Genomic DNA, 16,621 nt, shown 5'->3' with positions numbered 1-16,621 from the left:
TGGTCGGACTGTTGAATTTTTGCAACATGTGCGAGAATAACCACTAAGTCAGTAGGGAGTCACTATCACTATGGAACGTGTGGATAATCATCCGCAAAAACTTGCCCCCATGCCAAGTATGCTGTTCAAGTCACTATTTACCTTGCAGCGTAGCGACGAGTCTGAGGCCGATTCAGAAACCCTGGAAAAGCACTACTCCATTCCCGCTCCGGCAGCGAAGCAACTTGAAAAGTATCACGATGCTTTTGGTGGCTTTGTGAGTGATGTCCCGCTTGCCATGCTTTATTGCATTGCGCAGCGTGCGCACTTAGCGCAAATGCTCGATGACAGCTTCCCCTGGCCGGCACCGGGTTTGGTGCACGTCAGCAACAAACTAGAGCGCCATGCGGTTATTCAAACCGACCAGTCGTTTCAACTGGTGTCAAAAGTCAAAGTACCTAAGCGCGGACCTGATGTGTCTCCACGCCGGTTAAGGCCCCAGTTCACGGTCGAGTTTTGGCAAAACGGTGAGAAAGTCTCCACATGCACCAGTGTTTATCAGGTCATGAAAGGCGATAATAGCAACGCCAAAGCTAAAAAAGCGCCCCCTAAACCCTTTGAGCCCGATGAAGGTTGGGACAACTTAGCGCACTGGCAATTAGGCAGCGGTATGGGTCGTCGATACGCTCGTATATCCGGCGATTTTAACCCTATCCATTTGCATCCGCTCGTGTCGCGCTGGTTCGGGTTTGAAAAACCGATAATTCACGGCATGTATATGATGGCGCGAGCCCAAGCAGAGCTCGAACGCCAACAGTCAAAAGCAGTGACCTACATAGATGTAACCTTTAAACGACCGGTTATTTTGCCTGCGAGAGTGCAACTATGGGTGAATTACGAGGAAGATAAAACCAAGTATGAAGTGCGCAGTGGCGACCATACATCTTTAAAACTAGAAGGGTCAGTACGGTTCGACTGACCCCTCATCATTATATTACTGCTTATATACTTTTCCGTCTTTCATAACGAAGCTAACGTTTTGCAGCAGTGTAATATCCTCTAAAGGATTCCCTTTTACCGCCACAATGTCGGCTTTCTTATTCGCTTCGATACGGCCAATTTTATCGTTCTTAAGGAAGTCAGCAGCGATACTGGTTGCCGCTTGAATTGCTTCAGCTTCCGGCATACCCGCTTCGACCATGTACTGGAATTCCAGCGCATTGTCACCATGCGCTGACACACCAGTGTCCGTACCAAAGGCAACGTTCACACCGGCTTTATACGCTTTTGCGAAGGTATCCTGAATTTTAGGACCAATTTCGCGCGCCTTCGGCCTTACGACTTCAGGAAAGTAGCCATCAATTTCGGCTTTTTCAGCAACGAATTTACCCGCCAGTATTGTTGGCACTAAATACGTGCCATGCTCTTTCATTGCAGCAATGACTTCATCGTCCATATAGGTACCATGCTCAACTGAGGCAATACCCGCTTTTACTGCGCGAAGCATACCTGCTTTACCGTGCGCATGAGCCGCCACATGAAAGTTGTAATCATCGGCAATATCAACCAAAGCTTCTAACTCATCGTCAGTAAACTGAGGGTTATCACCGCTGCTGGCCATACTTAATACACCACCGGTTGCGGTAATTTTAATAAAGTCGGCACCATCTTTGTAATGCTGACGAACCGCTTCACGAGCATCTTCTTCACTATTGATAACCCCGTCTTTCGGTGTTGGGCGACCCATAAGCTGTTCTTTCCAGCCATTTGTCGGGTCCGCATGCCCACCTGTTGTAGCAATCGACTTGCCTGCAGTGTAAATGCGCGGGCCATCGGTAATGCCTGCGTTAATCGCATTTCGCAGGGCGATAGTCACATTGTCCGAGTCGCCTGGGTTACGTACCGTCGTAAAGCCAGCTTTCAGCGTTTTCATGCCGTAATTCTGAGCAACCAGGGCCAAGTCGGCTGGGTTCTGAGTAAACTGTTTAATGTATGAGTTGGGTCCTGACTGACCATCTAAATGCACATGGAGGTCAATAAAACCAGGCAGGCAAGTGCTGTCCGATAAGTCTATCAAACTACCCGAATTCCCCGGAGCATTAACCTTCACCGATTTAATATCACCGTTTTCAACTTCAATATAGCGCTCACCAACAAGTTGCCCTGATTGGCTGTCAAAAACATCGCCGCAATGCAGCCAGTCACTCGCCTGCGCAGATGTTGCAGCCAAACCAACGGCTATGCCTACTGCTAACTTTTTAAGCATGAAACTCCCCTTATTATTATGCTTCGTTTATTGGAATTTCCTGTCCCCAGAGTCGGCGAATATCAGCGTCATTCTGCATTAGCGAAGCCAATGTATAGTCTGATAAAAACCGATAGAACGTTTCCTTACCTTCGTTTATTAAATTCTTCAGCTCGCAGGCTGGAAATATCGCACATTCAGGCTTGTGACAATCTATCCAGTATTCGTCACCTTCCAGCCGACGAATGATCTTGTCTAGTCGAACATCGGCGGGGTCAACGGCCAGCAAAAAACCGCCGTTTTTTCCCCGTCGGGTTTCAATGAGCCCTTCCTTTCCCAATTGATGGACCACTTTATTTAAGTGGTTTCTGGGCACATTAAAAATGCCACTGAGCTCATCAATAGTCACTCTGTCATCATCTTTTTTGGCCGCTAAATACATTAAAACGCGCAAGCCATAATCGGTGTATTTTTTAAGTTGCATAGGTATTAACCCTATCAGGATATTGCTAGTTTTGCTCGACAAAAATCAGTTGTCGATTACCGCGAGTGGTCAACACTAACCGCTCTTTATTATCGATGCTGACTTGATAAACACGCTGCATGGCTTCACTGAAGTTCCTTTCCAGTTGGCTGGCAGTTTCCGGACACGCCATTTTGGTGCTACCCATCAGTCGTATTTGCGCCAGCTCACCGCCTAAGTTGTATTGACCAAAGTAGCGGTTGCAGCCATTAAACCCGGTCAACTGGCCGTCAGCCAGAAAACTCAGTGTTGGCGCTTTCGTATTCAGTGAATGCTCGTCAAACTCAACCAATTGCCACTCAACGCCCTGCACCAGCCATTCGCTGTCACCGCCACAGCCGGAATAGACATTACCGCCTTCGTGCAAATCGACTTGGTAGGGATAGAGACGTCCGCTCATGGAATCTCGACATAAGGTATCTATGACCACTAACTGCGTTTCTGTTGCTGACTCAATACGCCATTCATAAGGACTCTCTGAAACAACCTTAGCAGGCGAAACGTCGACTATGGCTTCAGTGTCTGGCGTAGTAATGGTCATATGCTGCGGGTTAACTGCCACCTGCCAAAAAGGTTCGTTGCCACGCCCCGTGAAATGTTTTGGCAATGTTCCTTGTTCGACGCACGTCGGCAACTCCTGCCCACGCCAGGTAATAGTTGCTTCGTTCCCTTTTCCCCAGTACTGGGTTATTGGGTCAGCATCATCGTTGTATCGTGCACCGGATGCGCTAACCACTTGCTTCAAAGGTACCGAGCTGTCTTTGTAATGAAGTGTCGCCGATTCGTCAGCAAAGTTGAGCTCGACTTCTGCTGCGCCGCATTGGTACTGAATACGTTGTTTCGAGTCACTGGTGAGTAAGCTGCATCCTATTAAAACGGAAAGTGCACTCAGCACCGCCGCCAGTTTTATTATCTTCATCATTTAAAACGCCTTAGCTACTTATTCTTTATCTACACACTTTACTCGCGAATGCACTTTTAACCAAACGCTCTGAAGAAACCAGCGACCAGTGCCTCAAAAAAACCGACTAAGGAATTGCGATAGATCAAAAACGTTGTTGCGAATCATTATTATTTATATTAGCATTCGCAGCAATTCGATAAACCAATAATGAAATAACCTTTCAAAAAACATTAACAGGGTAGATCATGAAAAAGACGTTACTGACTACGGCTATTCTCGCAAGCTTCGCAGCGCCAGCCTTTGCAGAAGTTGCAATTGACCGAACTGATGACATTGAACAAATCAAAATCATCGGTACGAAAACTGACTCGAGGGCCACAGCGGGCTCAAGCGCGGTTATCGACGAAGAACAGATGCGCATCGAGGTACCAACGGACATTAACCAGTTAATGAAAACCATCCCCGGTGTTTATGTGCGTGAAGAAGACGGTCAAGGCCTACGACCCAACATTGGTATTCGCGCAGCTACCGCTGGTCGTGTCAGTAAAGTTACTCTTTTGGAAGACGGCGTTATGGTAGCGCCCGCCCCTTATTCAAACCCAGCCGCGTATTACTTCCCAACGACATTCCGCATGTCTTCTATTGAAGTGCTGAAGGGGGCTCCATTATTGCGCTATGGCCCTCAAACCACTGGCGGTGTACTTAATCTGGTTACAACACCCGTTCCGGAACAGTTCGGTGGTCAAGTGTTGACCGAATTCGGTGAAAACAGCAGCCGCGATATTCATGCTCATGTTGGCGGCACAGAAGGTCAGTGGGGCTTCTTGCTAGAAACCGTTCAACGCAGCAGTGACGGCTTTAAAGATATCGACCGCAGCAGCCGTGACGCCGGGTTCGACATTGAAGATTATGTGGCCAAACTAAAATGGACAGGCGGTCGTCAAAGCTTGTTGGCTAAAGTTCAGTACTCCGAAGAGATTTCAAACGAAACCTATCTGGGACTAACAGATTCAGACTTCGAAAAAGATGAAAACCGTCGCTATGGATTGTCGGAAATCGATCAGATGGACAATTCACATAAAGGCTATAGCCTGAATTATGCATTCGAAGCGTCAGATAACCTTACACTGAATATCCTTGGTTACTACAATGACTTCGCTCGTAACTGGTTCAAACTTGATGGCGGTAATGCGTATGTTAATGCCGCTAACAATGGCGATGAAGATGCCTTAGCCATACTGCACGGCCCCATGGATGAGACTGGTCTGAACTACAAAAACAACAACCGCGCGTACGAATCAAAAGGCATCGAGGCCAATGCGCAGTTTGCGCTAGCTAACCATACGTTGGAGCTGGGCGCTCGCGACCATAGTGACGAGATGGATCGCTTCCAACCTGTTTCTGTATACGATCAAGTGAACGGCAGCTTGGTTTTCCAAAACATCGTCATGCCAACTGGAAGCAATAACCGCTTAGAGGGCGCTGACGCGTTGAGCGTATGGTTAACTGACGAGTGGCGAGTAAGCGATGCGTTAATGGTCAACGTCGCGCTGAGATATGAAGACGTAGAGTCCTACCGCTATCAATTTGCTGACACAGCTCGCTCAGAACTTGACAGTGCACGCTCGAATGACAGCAGCGAGTGGTTGCCAGGGGCATCATTTACTTATGATGTAAACGACAACTGGCAGGTTCTGGCAGGCGTACACAAAGGTTTTTCTCCTTTAGGTGGCGGTGCAAAAGAGAACCAAGAGCCTGAAACCAGCACGAACTACGAGGCTGGCGTACGTTACAACCAAGGCGCTTTGTTTGTCGAAGCGGTTGGCTTCTACAGCGACTTTAGCGACACCACACAGCAATGCTCTATTGCTAATCCTTGTGACAACGGTGCGGAGTCAGGCTACTATGTATTGGGTGAGTCGGTTGTTCGCGGTTTAGAATTCCAGGCGAGCAACACCTTTGAAGCGGGTAGCTTCCTGATACCTGTAGATGTGACTTACACCTACACCAAAGGTGAAATTAGTAAAAACAACGCCGTGTCAGGTCTAATGGATGGCGATGAGTTAAACGATATTCCGCAAAACACCTTCAGTATGCGCGTTGCTTTAGACAACCAAAACGGTTGGGTTAACTACGTTGTAGCGAAGTACGCGGACGAGATGTGTGTCGATGTCGGCTGTAACCGTACCAACAGTCAATTCGACAGAACGGAGTCTGTATTTGTGACTGACTTTGTCAGCCGCTACGAAATGAACAATAACATGGCGGTTTATTTCAAAGTCGAAAACCTGTTTGACCAGCAAAAAATTGTGGCTCGCTCACCGCACGGTGCACTCCCTAACAAGCCTCAAACAGCGTCATTTGGTGTTGAATACACTTTCTAAACGCCAGACTCTCTCCCTGGCTTTTTTGCGGCCCCACAAGTTGGGGCCGTTTTTTTGTTTACGGGTTAATTATTTGGCTAAGCTAATAAGATAGTCTGCCAACGCTCCCATTCCAGTTTGCTTTACACCAGCTTCCCGCTCGGCCGTTTGATTGTAGTTGGTATTGGTATTCACGTCATAAACGTACAACTCGCCTTTTTCGTCCTCAATGAACTCAATACCCGCTACATCAATATCATTCGCTTTCAAAAAAGCCTCAAGCGCGAAAATAATTTCGTGACCGTTAAAGCGTTTTGTAATCGAAAACTTATTGGGGGTCTCCGCCGGTGCTTCGTTCGTGGGGCAAAACGCATCATCAACACTGCATACGTCCGCCGGACAAAGCTCAAAACCCTGCTCTGTATTCACATTGACTGCGTATACAAACTTCTGACCAACAAATTCGCTACGAGTAATGTGCGGTTGCTTCGGCTTAATGTACTCCTGCAACAGCCAAACACCGTCTAATGGCTCTTCGTAGTCATCGCTCTCTATATAAGATTTCAGACCGGCCACATCATCAAACTTGATAACTCCCAAACCTTTACCGCCACGGTTTGGCTTCAAAATAAGTGGCCATTGAGCAAAGTTTTCAGCCGCTTCCGCAATAAGCTCTTTGCCAACCACAGCTTGTGTTTTGGGGACATTGAGTCCAGCTTTTTGCAAAGCCGCATACTGCGATAATTTACACACTTCCAGCGCTAGCACACCGCTGCCATTCACAACGGTTCGGTTATTGTTTTCAAGCCAGGTGAGCGCCATACGAGTCAGTTCAGGTGCGAACCGGTGTCCACGCGTATGTGACGACGCACTCATGCGATTGTAGTACACCGCATCGTCGGGTAGTTCGGTAAAAGGAATAATCCCCGTATCAAGAAACCATTCTTTGGCCTCAACTCCGCGTTTCTCAAATTCTGCTCTCAATGGCACTAGCCACTCTTCATTTTCGTGCAGAATAACAATATCTCGCATGTGAACCTCTTATCTATTATCTTTACTGGGAAAGATACGCTATGGATAGAAAAATCGTTTAATGAAACATTTAGCGCTGGGGCCATTAACCGCTCTCATTGTACTGCTTGCCACCCAACTCGCCAACATGCCAGTGCTCACCAGATGCGGGCTCGAGACTAACAGGCTATAATTGCGCCTCTTTTTAATTTAAAAGGATTTCTAATGAGCGACTTCCCCGCCTGCCCCGAATGCCAGTCAACCTTCACTTATCACGACGGTAACTTACTGATTTGCCCTGAGTGTGGTCATGAATGGTCTGAAAGCGAGCCTTCAGAAGCCGATGACGCACCACAATACCGCGACTCAAACGGCACGCCTTTAGAAGACGGCGACACTGTGACCGTCATTAAAGATCTGAAAATAAAAGGGTCATCGTCCGTCGTTAAAGTCGGTACGAAAGTAAAAAATATTCGCCTGGTAGAGGGTGATCACGACATCGACTGCAAAATTGACGGCATTGGCCCAATGAAGTTGAAGTCAGAGTTCGTGAAAAAAGCGTAGCAAAAAACCGCTTGCTGGAACTAACCATGTATTCGCACGCGGAAGTGTAAAGATCCCTAAATTCATTGGTCTTTTTTGTAAAGGTTCGCTAAAAAGAATACATACATTTATGTATGTTAAGGGGAGCGATTATGGAAATACCTGTTTTGCTCGCCATTGTTGCAGGACTTTGGGTAGCACTTGTTCTGGCAGGTGGTTTAGAAGCGCTAAAACATCGTTGGCTGGTTAGCCGCATTCCGGTGCGTGTTCATGTGAATGGTACGCGTGGCAAAACCAGTGTCACTAGACTCATTGCCGCAGGGCTTCGTGCCGGCGGTAAACGTGTTTGTGCGAAAACAACGGGCTCCGCCGCCGCAGTCACCGACCCCGACGGTCGCGAGTTCCCAATTTACCGCGTCAGTGGCGCAAACATTATAGAGCAAATGCGAACACTTAAACGCATGGCAAGATTAAAGCCTGAGATTGTCGTGATGGAGTGTATGGCATTACAACCACAGTACCAGTCTTTAAGTGAGCTACGCATGGTGCGCTCTAATGTGGGTGTCATTACCAACGCCCGTCCCGACCACTTAGATGTCATGGGCCCTGGAGAAGAAGACGTCGCCTTAGCGCTGGCGGGAAGCACTCCGGTGAAAGGTAATTTATTTACCGCAGAACGTGACTTATTGCCGACTTTCGAACACTCATGTCACGACAGGAAATCACAACTTCACGGTGTGACGTTGGAAGAAGTTGATGCCATTTCCGATGACACCATGAGTCAGTTTCGCTATGCCGAGCATAAAGAAAACGTCGCTTTGGCCTTAAAAATTTGCGAACACCTGGGCGTTGACCGCGATAAAGCCTTAAAAGGCATGACCGAACTCGAACCGGAAGCCGGCGCCATGCAGGTTCTGCACATTAACTACTTCAAACGCGAAATTGTGTTCGTTAACGGCTTTGCCGCTAACGACCCTGAGTCGACCGGTAAAATTTGGGAAAACATGATTGAGAAGTTCGGCGAAGGCCGCAAGAAGATCATGCTCATTAATTGCCGGGCTGACCGACCTCACCGTTCACAGCAAATGGCTGAAGAAGCAGGACAATGGACTGAGGCCGATAAAGTTATTTTAATGGGCTCGGGTTGCTTTGTCTTTGTCCGTAATGCCGTGAAACATGGTCTGGACCCAGAAAAACTACTGGTGCTCGAAGGTGGTGAAACCACGGATATTACGGAAACTATTTTAGAAGAATCTGCAGGTAACGCACTGGTTGTTGGTATGTGTAATATTCATGGCGGCGGCGAAGAAGTCGCTCGCTTCTTCCAAAACCGTGCCGTTAAAGAGGAAGATTTATGATAGCGCTTAACATATTGGCCGTTGCCATTGGCGTTGGCTTATTTTTTACGTTACTACTGACTCATACGTTAGGACTCGCAGCAGGCGGCTTGGTTGTTCCGGGTTATGTGGCTTTACAGCTTACAGACCCGCTAAGCCTGGCTATTACTTTACTGGCAGCCCTTATGACTTATTTGATTGTCAAAGTCATTGCCAGTTTTGCCATTATTTATGGCCGTCGCCAAACCATCATCATGATTTTAACCGGCTACTTAATTGCTGGTCTGTTCGACTTGTTTATTGGCAACTTAGTAAACTGGGCCGACTTACAAATGATTGCCGGCGGTGACAATGCACAGGCGCAAGTAGGCGCGCTTGAGTCAACCGTGATGATGTCGGTGATGGAAAGTAGCATTATCGGTTACATTATTCCGGGGCTTATCGCTATTTGGTTTGAACGGCAAGGCGTTCTGCAAACACTATGCGGACTGGCCGTGACCGCTGTTTTAGTGCGTTTAGCACTGATTGTCATTATGCCTGAGTCTCTGCAAATGTATGAAGCTAGCAAAGCCTTTCAAATGCCCGGTTGGTAACAGGAGAACCCTATAATGAGTAGTTTTACTAAAATTTATTGGCGCTCTTCAGGTGTACCAACCTGGGGACTTATTTTCTTAATCGTCGTCGCAATTACCGTTGTTGTCGCGGCGGAGAATATGAAGCAGCGCGATCCGGTCGTTGAAGATAATTACGCAACCATGGTGAATGCCGCAAAGATCATGCGTGAAGGCATGAATGTGTTGCAACCACTAAGAGCCCAAATTGCCCCCATAAACCCGGAGTTTGACCCGCAGCGCTCGGGCTTGGTCGGTTTAGAAAATAGTATTGTAACCACTAACCATGGCGGTCGTGAGTCAAAACAAACCACCATTAACCCAAACTGGGCCGCTGTTGCTGTTAAATTATTAGCGGAAGCTGGTGTTAAAAAAGGTGACTTAGTTGCCGTAACGGTTTCGGGCTCGTTCCCAGCACTCAACCTTGCTGTCTACTCGGCTCTTGAAGCAATGGAGGCAGATGCTGTTATTGTTGCTTCCGCTTCGTCCTCACAGTGGGGAGCCAACGTTCCCAACTTTCTATGGCTAGATATGGAACGTAAGCTGCGTGAAGCGGGTGTTATTAGCCTTCATGCCGACTACGCCTCGATTGGCGGTATTGAAGATCGAGGTATCGGTCTTCCGGAAGAGGGTTTAAAGTCAATTAAGGCGTCTATTGAACGAGCTGATGTGAAATTCATAGAACCAGCTAACTATCAGGAAGCGGTCGCCGATCGTATAGCGATTTTCCGTGAATACTCAGCTGAGCGCAATTACACTGCTTACATTAACGTCGGCGGTGGTGCTACCGTGGTAGGCCCTCCGGGCATTGATGATATGTTCAGCTCGGGCTTGCAAACAGATGCCCCTGCACGCGCCTTTGCCGTAGAGACTGTTATGGGTTACTTCTTACAAGAAGATATTCCGGGCATTCACTTCATTGGCATTAAAACTATGGCTGAGCGTCACGGTTTGCCGTTAATGCCACCAGAAGCAGTGCCGGTTGGAAACGGCGGTGTTTATTCTGCGACCACCTATAACCGGTGGTTAGCGCTGGGCTTAGCCATTGGCTTATTTGGTCTGACTTGGCTTATTGTTCGCTCTGCACGTATTACCAGTTTATGGCAGCGTTCGGGCCACAGTGGTAAAGGCACCAAGCCCATGGTTTAACACTCCCCCTTATAAGGTAGCTTCTCTCCTCTAAAAGAGAGCCTTACATTTGCTGTTTTTAGTGCTAAAACTATACATAGCACTTTCCATGTAAGGCTCTCTTTTTATGACTCAATACTTAACCCATAGACCCATCAGCATTCCCAGCGCTTCTATCGCCCAAACCGCAGTTTGGAATGAACTATGAATAAAAGAACTATTGTCTGGGCAATTGTCGTTTTAGGACTCGCTTTCTTTGTTTACTTGGGGACAAATAAAGGCACAGACGGCTACGACGGTGTTGCCAGCGGTAACGGTAGAATTGAGGCCACCGAAATAAATGTGGCGACCAGAGTAGCTGGGCGATTAGACAGTGTTTGGGTCAACGAAGGCGACTTTGTATTGACCGGTGCCAAGCTTGCTAAACTCGATACAACAACGCTGGAAGCTGAACTACACCAAGCACAAGCCCAGTTCAAGCAGGCCCAAAATGCGATTAATACCGCACAAAGCCAGGTTGAACAGCGCCGAGCCGAAAAAGAGGCAGCAGAAGCTTTACTACAGCAACGCGAGTCGGAGTTGGAACTTGCCAGAAAACGCTTAGCACGCGTTCGTAGTTTGGCTGATCAAGGCTCTATATCGGCGCAAGAGCAAGACAATGCAGAAGCTGCTGTTGTCAGTGCCAAGTCAGCAGTCGCAGCTGCAAAATCACAAATAGCGTCATCCCAAGCCGCCATTACCACGTCTATATCACAGTTTGAAGGTGCTCGGTCTGCAGCAGAAGCCTCTCAGGCAACCATTGAACGCATTCAAACTCAAATAGATGACAGTACGCTTCTTGCGCCTCGCGACGGCCGCATTCAATACGTTATTGCTCGACCGGGAGAAGTAATAGGCAGCGGAGGTCGAGTTGTAAACATGGTGGACTTGAGCGATGTTTACATGACGTTCTTTCTGCCAACCAGTGCTATCGGTAAGATTTCAGTAGGCAGCGAAGCGCGTATTGTATTAGATTCACTACCAGAGTATCGCATTCCCGCTCGCATAAGCTTTATATCCGACGTAGCACAGTTCACACCTAAAACGGTCGAAACCCAGGAAGAGCGTGAAAAACTCATGTTCCGCGTTCGCGCCAGTATTAACAAAGCACTTCTGGAAAAGCACCTCGAACGCGTAAAAACAGGGTTACCCGGAGTTGCTTACGTGAAATTTGATGCTACAGAGAGCTGGCCGCAAGAGCTCGAGTCGGAGCTTGATTGATGACTCGCGAGGCTGACTTTGCTGTTTCTGTTAATAAGCTCAACTATCATTATGGCAAGCAACTCGCGCTGAACTCGGTATCTCTGGATGTCCCCAGAGGTAAGTTGTGTGGGTTGATTGGCCCCGACGGCGTGGGTAAATCGACGTTACTGTCTCTTATTTCTGGTGCCAGAGCTTTACAGTCCGGGCGGCTACTCGTGTTAAACGAAGACCTTGGTGAGTCACGTCAGCGCAAACGTTTGTATCGTCGTGTTGCTTATATGCCACAAGGGTTAGGCAAAAACCTCTATCCAACACTGTCAGTGAAGGAAAACCTCAGCTTTTTTGCCCAACTTTTTGGTATTAACGGCCAACAGCGTGAACAACAAGTCTGTCGTTTACTAAAAGCCACCCGGTTGTGGGAGTTTAAAGACAGACCCAGCGCTAAGCTTTCGGGCGGAATGAAACAAAAGCTCGGACTATGCTGCGCATTGATTCACGAGCCAGAGCTCCTGATTCTGGATGAGCCAACCACCGGCGTTGACCCGTTGTCTCGCCGTCAGTTTTGGCAACTTATCGATGACATTCGCCAACAACACCCGGACATGAGCATACTGGTTGCTACGGCCTATATGGATGAGGCTAAACGTTTTGACTGGTTAGCTACCATGAATGAAGGAAAGGTGCTTGCCAGCGGCTCTCCAACTGAGTTACTTAAAAAAACCGCGGCGTCTTCGCTGGAACAAGCGTTTATGACATTGCTTGGCAATGAATCGGCTCAAATTTTTGAGCCCTCGCGACAACCGTCTAAAAACGATTCAGTTGCCATAGAAGCGCAAGAGCTGACCATGCGTTTTGGTGACTTCACTGCCGTTGATAACGCTAATTTCCGCATCCAAAAAGGCGAAATATTTGGCTTTCTAGGCTCTAATGGCTGCGGTAAAACCACCACCATGAAAATGCTCACTGGTCTTTTAACACCCAGCTCCGGAAAAGCCTGGCTGTTTAATGAACCCATTAACAGTCGCGCTCTGGACACTCGCAAACGCGTGGGGTATATGACTCAGAGCTTTTCTTTGTATGGTGAGCTTACGGTGTATCAAAACTTAAAACTGCACGCCCGGCTATTTGATATTCCCGAAGAATATGTCGAAAACCGTATAAAAGAAGTTGCCGATCAATTCGACTTACAACGCCTGTTTAAGCAACTTCCTAAGCAGTTACCCGTTGGTGAACGTCAACGGCTATCACTCGCTGTCGCCATGATTCATCAGCCAGAAATACTGATTCTGGACGAGCCGACGTCGGGAGTTGACCCTGCTGCCCGCGATAACTTCTGGCATATTTTATTAAAGCTGTCCCGCGAGCATGGCGTCACTATTTTTATCTCGACCCATTTCATGAATGAGGCCGAGCGCTGCGACCGCATTTCATTGATGCACGCAGGAAAAGTGTTAGTGACTGACACACCGCAGAGCATTATTAAAAGCTGTAACAGAAGCACGCTCGAAGATGCGTTTGTTGATTATTTAGAAACGGCTTCGGAACAGCCCAGCGACACTGAGAAACCGGCTCCAGAGCTGCAAAAACAAGCAAGCCTCAAACTCAGTCACGGCTTTAGTGTAAGGCGCTTGCTTAGCATAAGTCACCGCGAAACCTTAGAGCTACTCCGCGACCCGGTGCGACTTGTCATGGCGCTGGTCGGCAGCGTTATTCTTATGTTCGTACTGGGTTACGGCATTAACATGGATGTTGATGAAATTGGTTTCGCCGTACTTGACCGCGACAAGACCAGTACCAGTCGCGACTATATTCTCAGTTTGTCGGGCTCTCGTTACTTTAATGAGCAACCTCCGCTAAATAGTTATGCAGAGGTTGACGCTCGCCTACAAACTGGCGAAATTAGCCTGGCAATTGAAATTCCCGCTAATTTCGCTCGCAATATACAACGAGGCGATAACGTCACCGTCGGTGCCTGGGTTGATGGCGCTATGCCTATGCGGGCTGAGACCGCACAAGGGTATATCCAGGGTATGCATATGGACTGGCTGCAAAAGCAACAGCAGCAGTTAAGTGCCCCTGTACCTCAACGGGCCACTATTAATATAGAGTCGCGATATCGGTATAACCCAGATATTAAAAGTCTGCCAGCGATGGTGCCGGCAGTGATACCTCTGCTGCTAATGCTATTTCCGTCCATTTTAACTTCCCTCTCTGTCGTGCGGGAAAAAGAGCTAGGCTCCATTACTAATTTTTATGTCACCCCAACTCGCAAAAGTGAATTTTTCATTGGTAAACAGCTCCCTTATGTTGTTCTGGCGATGGTTAACTTCCTGATATTGGTTGGGCAGGCTTTATTTATTTTTAAGGTAGATCTGACCGGCAGCTTCCTGACTTTTACTCTGGCTACGTTTTTCTATGTGCTTTGCGCCACTGCACTAGGCCTGATTATGTCCGCTTTTCTTAACAGCCAAATTGCAGCGCTGTTTGGCACCGCTCTGGCAACAATCCTTCCAGCCTCACAGTTTTCCGGAATGATAACGCCGGTCACATCATTAGAAGGGTTAGCGAAAGTCATTGGCGAAGTCTATCCAACAACCTATTACATGATTGTCAGCCGCGGTGTTTTCTCAAAAGCTTTGTCCTTTAATGAGCTGCACGTCATGTTGGTAGGGCTCAGTATTGCTGCCATTATTTTTATTGCGGTTGGCGTTAGCTTAGTTAAGAAGCAGGAGCGATAAATGCGTTCTCTCAAAAACATTTCGCATTTAGGCGTAAAAGAATTAGTGAGCTTGTCACGCGACCCTATGCTGCTTTTATTTATTATGCTGGCATTTACTGTCTTCGTTTACACCGCCGCATCGGCTACACCACAAACCCTTTATAAAACACCCATAGCGGTTATTGATAATGACCGTTCACAACTCTCAAATCAGTTAATCAATGGCTTTTTAATGCCTTACTTTTTGCCCCCGGAGGCCGTTTCTGCCAGTGAAGCCGATCAGCTCATGGACGAAGGCCGCTACACCTTTATTTTGGATATACCGGAAGGCCTGCAGAGAGACTTACTCAATGGCGAGCAGCCAAAAGTGCAACTGATTGTCGATGCCACCCGAATGAGTCAGGCATTTACCGGCAACGGATACATTCAGTCGATTATTAACCGTGAAGTCAGTACGTTTACCCAAGCAGACACGCAACTACCCATAGATATTGCCGTACGAGCGCAATTCAATCCAGAGCTTAATAGTGGCTGGTTCAGCGCCATTATGGAGCTCATTAACCAAATAACCATGCTGTCGATTATTTTAACTGGCGCTGCGCTGATCAAAGAGCGAGAACATGGCACCGTCGAACATCTTATGGTGATGCCGGTAACGCCTTTTCAAATTATGGTTAGCAAAGTTTGGGCAATGGCTTTAGTTGTGTTGGTTGCCTCCGCTTTTTCATTAACTGTCATTATTAAGCAAGCGCTCGCAATACCGACCAGCGGCTCTTTAACCCTGTTTTTATTTGGCACTGCACTGCACTTATTCGCAACCACGTCTATTGGCATATTCTTAGGCACTTATGCACGCTCAATGCCGCAGTTCGGCTTGCTGTTTTTGCTCATTATTATGCCCATGCAAATACTGTCAGGCGGCATGACGCCTTTCGACAGTATGCCAACTGCGGTGCAGGCCGTTATGTACTTTGCACCAACGTCTCATTTTACTGAGTTTGGCCAAAGCATTTTATTCCGTGGCGCGGATGTCGATATCGTCTGGCCACAACTGCTGGCATTAGCGGGGATTGGCGCCTTGTTCTTCTGGGTGTCATGGCGCCATTTCCGAGAGCGCTTAGCGGATATGGCGTGAACCGTTTTTTAAGTCATAACAGTGGCAAATGGCCTGCCAGGCTTCTTCGGCACTATCGACAATTTCAAATAACTCTAGGTCCTGCTCGGCAATCGTACCTTCCTCAACCAAGAGGTCGAAGTCTATCAACTGCTGCCAAAATTCCTTGCCGACTAAGACAATAGGCACTGGCTCAGACTTTTGGGTTTGAACCAGAGTTAAGGTTTCAAACAGTTCATCCAGCGTGCCGAAACCACCGGGGAAAGCCACCAGCGCCCGCGCACGTTGCAGAAAGTGCATTTTCCGAATAGCAAAATAATGAAACTGGAAGCAGTATTCGGGGGTTATATAAGGGTTTGGCCGTTGCTCGTGAGGCAACACAATATTCAAGCCAATGCTGTCACCTCCGGCTTCCATCGCTCCGCGGTTTGCCGCTTCCATGACGCCGGGACCTCCACCACTGACAATCATTAGGTTTTCATCGTCGTGGCAGAGGTTGTGTTCTGTCGCAATACGCGCAAAGTCCATTGCCTGCTGATAATAAGCACTGTTTTTCAGAGCCCTTTTTGCCCGCTTAAGGTGTCCTTTAAGGGTATCGTTTTCAGGGTCTTTCTCCAGCGCCTGCTCGGCGACACCAACATCATGCTGTGCCTGCTCGGGCGGCAAAAACCTTGCACTGCCAAACACTACAATAGTGGCATCAACATTGTGCTTTTCCAGAGTCAGCTGTGGCTTTAAATACTCCAGTTGAAGGCGCACGGCTCGTAAGTCATCACTCAGCAAAAACTCATTGTCAGCAAACGCTAATTTGTAAGAGCCCTGCCCTTCAATCTTCGCAATAGACTCTTCAGACTGCTTAGCAGAAATAAGGCGGCGTCGGTGCAATTCTTTTTCTGTCATTG

Annotated in this window: 14 protein-coding genes; 9 read left to right on the top strand and 5 right to left on the bottom strand. The window is 47.8% G+C overall.

What is annotated here, in order from left to right; translation table 11 throughout:
• Positions 1-70 precede the first annotated feature (70 nt).
• A complete protein-coding gene (locus B3850_RS11380) occupies positions 71-958 on the top strand; it encodes a MaoC family dehydratase (protein ID WP_286876087.1) in 888 nt (295 codons plus the stop codon).
• A gap of 15 nt (positions 959-973) precedes the next feature.
• Here B3850_RS11380 and B3850_RS11375 read toward each other — a convergent pair whose 3' ends face one another.
• Genes B3850_RS11375 through B3850_RS11365 form a run of 3 tightly spaced genes read right to left on the bottom strand, consistent with a single transcriptional unit; the run spans position 974 to position 3,669 of the window.
• On the bottom strand, positions 974-2,245 hold the full coding sequence (locus B3850_RS11375; protein ID WP_286876085.1) for a metal-dependent hydrolase family protein: 1,272 nt from the start codon (positions 2,243-2,245) through the stop codon (positions 974-976).
• 16 nt (positions 2,246-2,261) lie between these two features.
• Positions 2,262-2,708 carry an RrF2 family transcriptional regulator gene (locus B3850_RS11370; protein ID WP_053953313.1) on the bottom strand — a complete coding sequence of 149 codons (447 nt, stop codon included), beginning with the start codon at positions 2,706-2,708 and terminating at the stop codon, positions 2,262-2,264.
• 25 nt (positions 2,709-2,733) lie between these two features.
• Entirely contained in the window at positions 2,734-3,669 is a 936-nt protein-coding gene (locus B3850_RS11365; protein WP_286911759.1) for an META domain-containing protein, read from the bottom strand.
• A gap of 227 nt (positions 3,670-3,896) precedes the next feature.
• On the opposite strand from B3850_RS11365, the gene B3850_RS11360 reads away from it, so the two are divergent.
• Positions 3,897-6,035: a TonB-dependent receptor family protein gene (locus B3850_RS11360; protein WP_286911758.1), complete on the top strand. Its 2,139-nt coding sequence runs from the start codon at positions 3,897-3,899 to the stop codon at positions 6,033-6,035.
• A 69-nt stretch (positions 6,036-6,104) separates the two neighbouring features.
• Here the strand turns inward: B3850_RS11360 and B3850_RS11355 are convergent, their stop codons facing one another.
• Positions 6,105-7,046 (bottom strand): ATP-grasp domain-containing protein, encoded by a 942-nt coding sequence (locus tag B3850_RS11355; RefSeq protein ID WP_286876077.1) that lies wholly within the window; start codon positions 7,044-7,046, stop codon positions 6,105-6,107.
• Positions 7,047-7,250: 204 nt separating this feature from the next.
• On the opposite strand from B3850_RS11355, the gene B3850_RS11350 reads away from it, so the two are divergent.
• From B3850_RS11350 to B3850_RS11320, 7 genes are all read left to right on the top strand, one after another.
• Positions 7,251-7,589, top strand: coding sequence for a zinc ribbon domain-containing protein YjdM (locus tag B3850_RS11350; protein ID WP_286876075.1), 339 nt, complete (start codon positions 7,251-7,253; stop codon positions 7,587-7,589).
• A gap of 131 nt (positions 7,590-7,720) precedes the next feature.
• Entirely contained in the window at positions 7,721-8,926 is a 1,206-nt protein-coding gene (pgsB, locus tag B3850_RS11345; protein WP_286911757.1) for a poly-gamma-glutamate synthase PgsB, read from the top strand.
• Positions 8,923-9,498 carry a poly-gamma-glutamate biosynthesis protein PgsC gene (gene pgsC / locus B3850_RS11340; RefSeq protein ID WP_286876072.1) on the top strand — a complete coding sequence of 192 codons (576 nt, stop codon included), beginning with the start codon at positions 8,923-8,925 and terminating at the stop codon, positions 9,496-9,498. The genes pgsB and pgsC overlap by 4 nt, the downstream gene beginning before the upstream one ends.
• Positions 9,499-9,513: 15 nt before the next feature.
• Positions 9,514-10,665, top strand: a complete 1,152-nt coding sequence (gene pgsW, locus B3850_RS11335; RefSeq protein ID WP_286911756.1) for a poly-gamma-glutamate system protein — start codon at positions 9,514-9,516, stop codon at positions 10,663-10,665.
• A 183-nt stretch (positions 10,666-10,848) separates the two neighbouring features.
• Complete coding sequence (locus tag B3850_RS11330) at positions 10,849-11,904, top strand: HlyD family secretion protein (RefSeq protein WP_286876069.1); 1,056 nt, start codon at positions 10,849-10,851, stop codon at positions 11,902-11,904.
• Positions 11,904-14,624: a ribosome-associated ATPase/putative transporter RbbA gene (rbbA, locus tag B3850_RS11325; RefSeq protein WP_286876068.1), complete on the top strand. Its 2,721-nt coding sequence runs from the start codon at positions 11,904-11,906 to the stop codon at positions 14,622-14,624. Before B3850_RS11330 ends, rbbA begins: the two co-directional genes overlap by 1 nt.
• The gene (locus tag B3850_RS11320; RefSeq protein WP_286876066.1) at positions 14,625-15,740 is read left to right on the top strand and encodes an ABC transporter permease; all 1,116 of its coding nucleotides are present in this window, start codon (positions 14,625-14,627) and stop codon (positions 15,738-15,740) included.
• Here B3850_RS11320 and B3850_RS11315 read toward each other — a convergent pair.
• Positions 15,723-16,619, bottom strand: coding sequence for a TIGR00730 family Rossman fold protein (locus B3850_RS11315; RefSeq protein ID WP_286876131.1), 897 nt, complete (start codon positions 16,617-16,619; stop codon positions 15,723-15,725). The two genes, B3850_RS11320 and B3850_RS11315, sit on opposite strands and share 18 nt — an antisense overlap.
• Between the last annotated feature and the right edge of the window lie 2 nt (positions 16,620-16,621).

This window comes from Idiomarina sp. UBA4520 (assembly GCF_002388365.1).
In the GTDB taxonomy this organism is placed as follows: Bacteria; Pseudomonadota; Gammaproteobacteria; order Enterobacterales; family Alteromonadaceae; genus Idiomarina; species Idiomarina zobellii.
Note: the sequence above shows the minus strand (reverse complement) of the source record. Positions and strands in the feature narration are given on the sequence as shown.

Excerpts from the sequence above, each read along its gene's own strand:
- B3850_RS11365 (WP_286911759.1), bottom strand. The coding sequence starts at position 3,669 with ATGATGAAGATAATAAAACTGGCGGCGGTGCTGAGTGCACTTTCCGTT.
- B3850_RS11355 (WP_286876077.1), bottom strand. The coding sequence starts at position 7,046 with ATGCGAGATATTGTTATTCTGCACGAAAATGAAGAGTGGCTAGTGCCA.
- B3850_RS11315 (WP_286876131.1), bottom strand. The coding sequence starts at position 16,619 with ATGACAGAAAAAGAATTGCACCGACGCCGCCTTATTTCTGCTAAGCAG.
- rbbA (WP_286876068.1), top strand. The coding sequence starts at position 11,904 with ATGACTCGCGAGGCTGACTTTGCTGTTTCTGTTAATAAGCTCAACTAT.
- B3850_RS11360 (WP_286911758.1), top strand. The coding sequence starts at position 3,897 with ATGAAAAAGACGTTACTGACTACGGCTATTCTCGCAAGCTTCGCAGCG.
- B3850_RS11350 (WP_286876075.1), top strand. The coding sequence starts at position 7,251 with ATGAGCGACTTCCCCGCCTGCCCCGAATGCCAGTCAACCTTCACTTAT.
- B3850_RS11380 (WP_286876087.1), top strand. The coding sequence starts at position 71 with ATGGAACGTGTGGATAATCATCCGCAAAAACTTGCCCCCATGCCAAGT.
- pgsB (WP_286911757.1), top strand. The coding sequence starts at position 7,721 with ATGGAAATACCTGTTTTGCTCGCCATTGTTGCAGGACTTTGGGTAGCA.
- B3850_RS11375 (WP_286876085.1), bottom strand. The coding sequence starts at position 2,245 with ATGCTTAAAAAGTTAGCAGTAGGCATAGCCGTTGGTTTGGCTGCAACA.
- B3850_RS11330 (WP_286876069.1), top strand. The coding sequence starts at position 10,849 with ATGAATAAAAGAACTATTGTCTGGGCAATTGTCGTTTTAGGACTCGCT.
- pgsW (WP_286911756.1), top strand. The coding sequence starts at position 9,514 with ATGAGTAGTTTTACTAAAATTTATTGGCGCTCTTCAGGTGTACCAACC.
- B3850_RS11320 (WP_286876066.1), top strand. The coding sequence starts at position 14,625 with ATGCGTTCTCTCAAAAACATTTCGCATTTAGGCGTAAAAGAATTAGTG.
- pgsC (WP_286876072.1), top strand. The coding sequence starts at position 8,923 with ATGATAGCGCTTAACATATTGGCCGTTGCCATTGGCGTTGGCTTATTT.
- B3850_RS11370 (WP_053953313.1), bottom strand. The coding sequence starts at position 2,708 with ATGCAACTTAAAAAATACACCGATTATGGCTTGCGCGTTTTAATGTAT.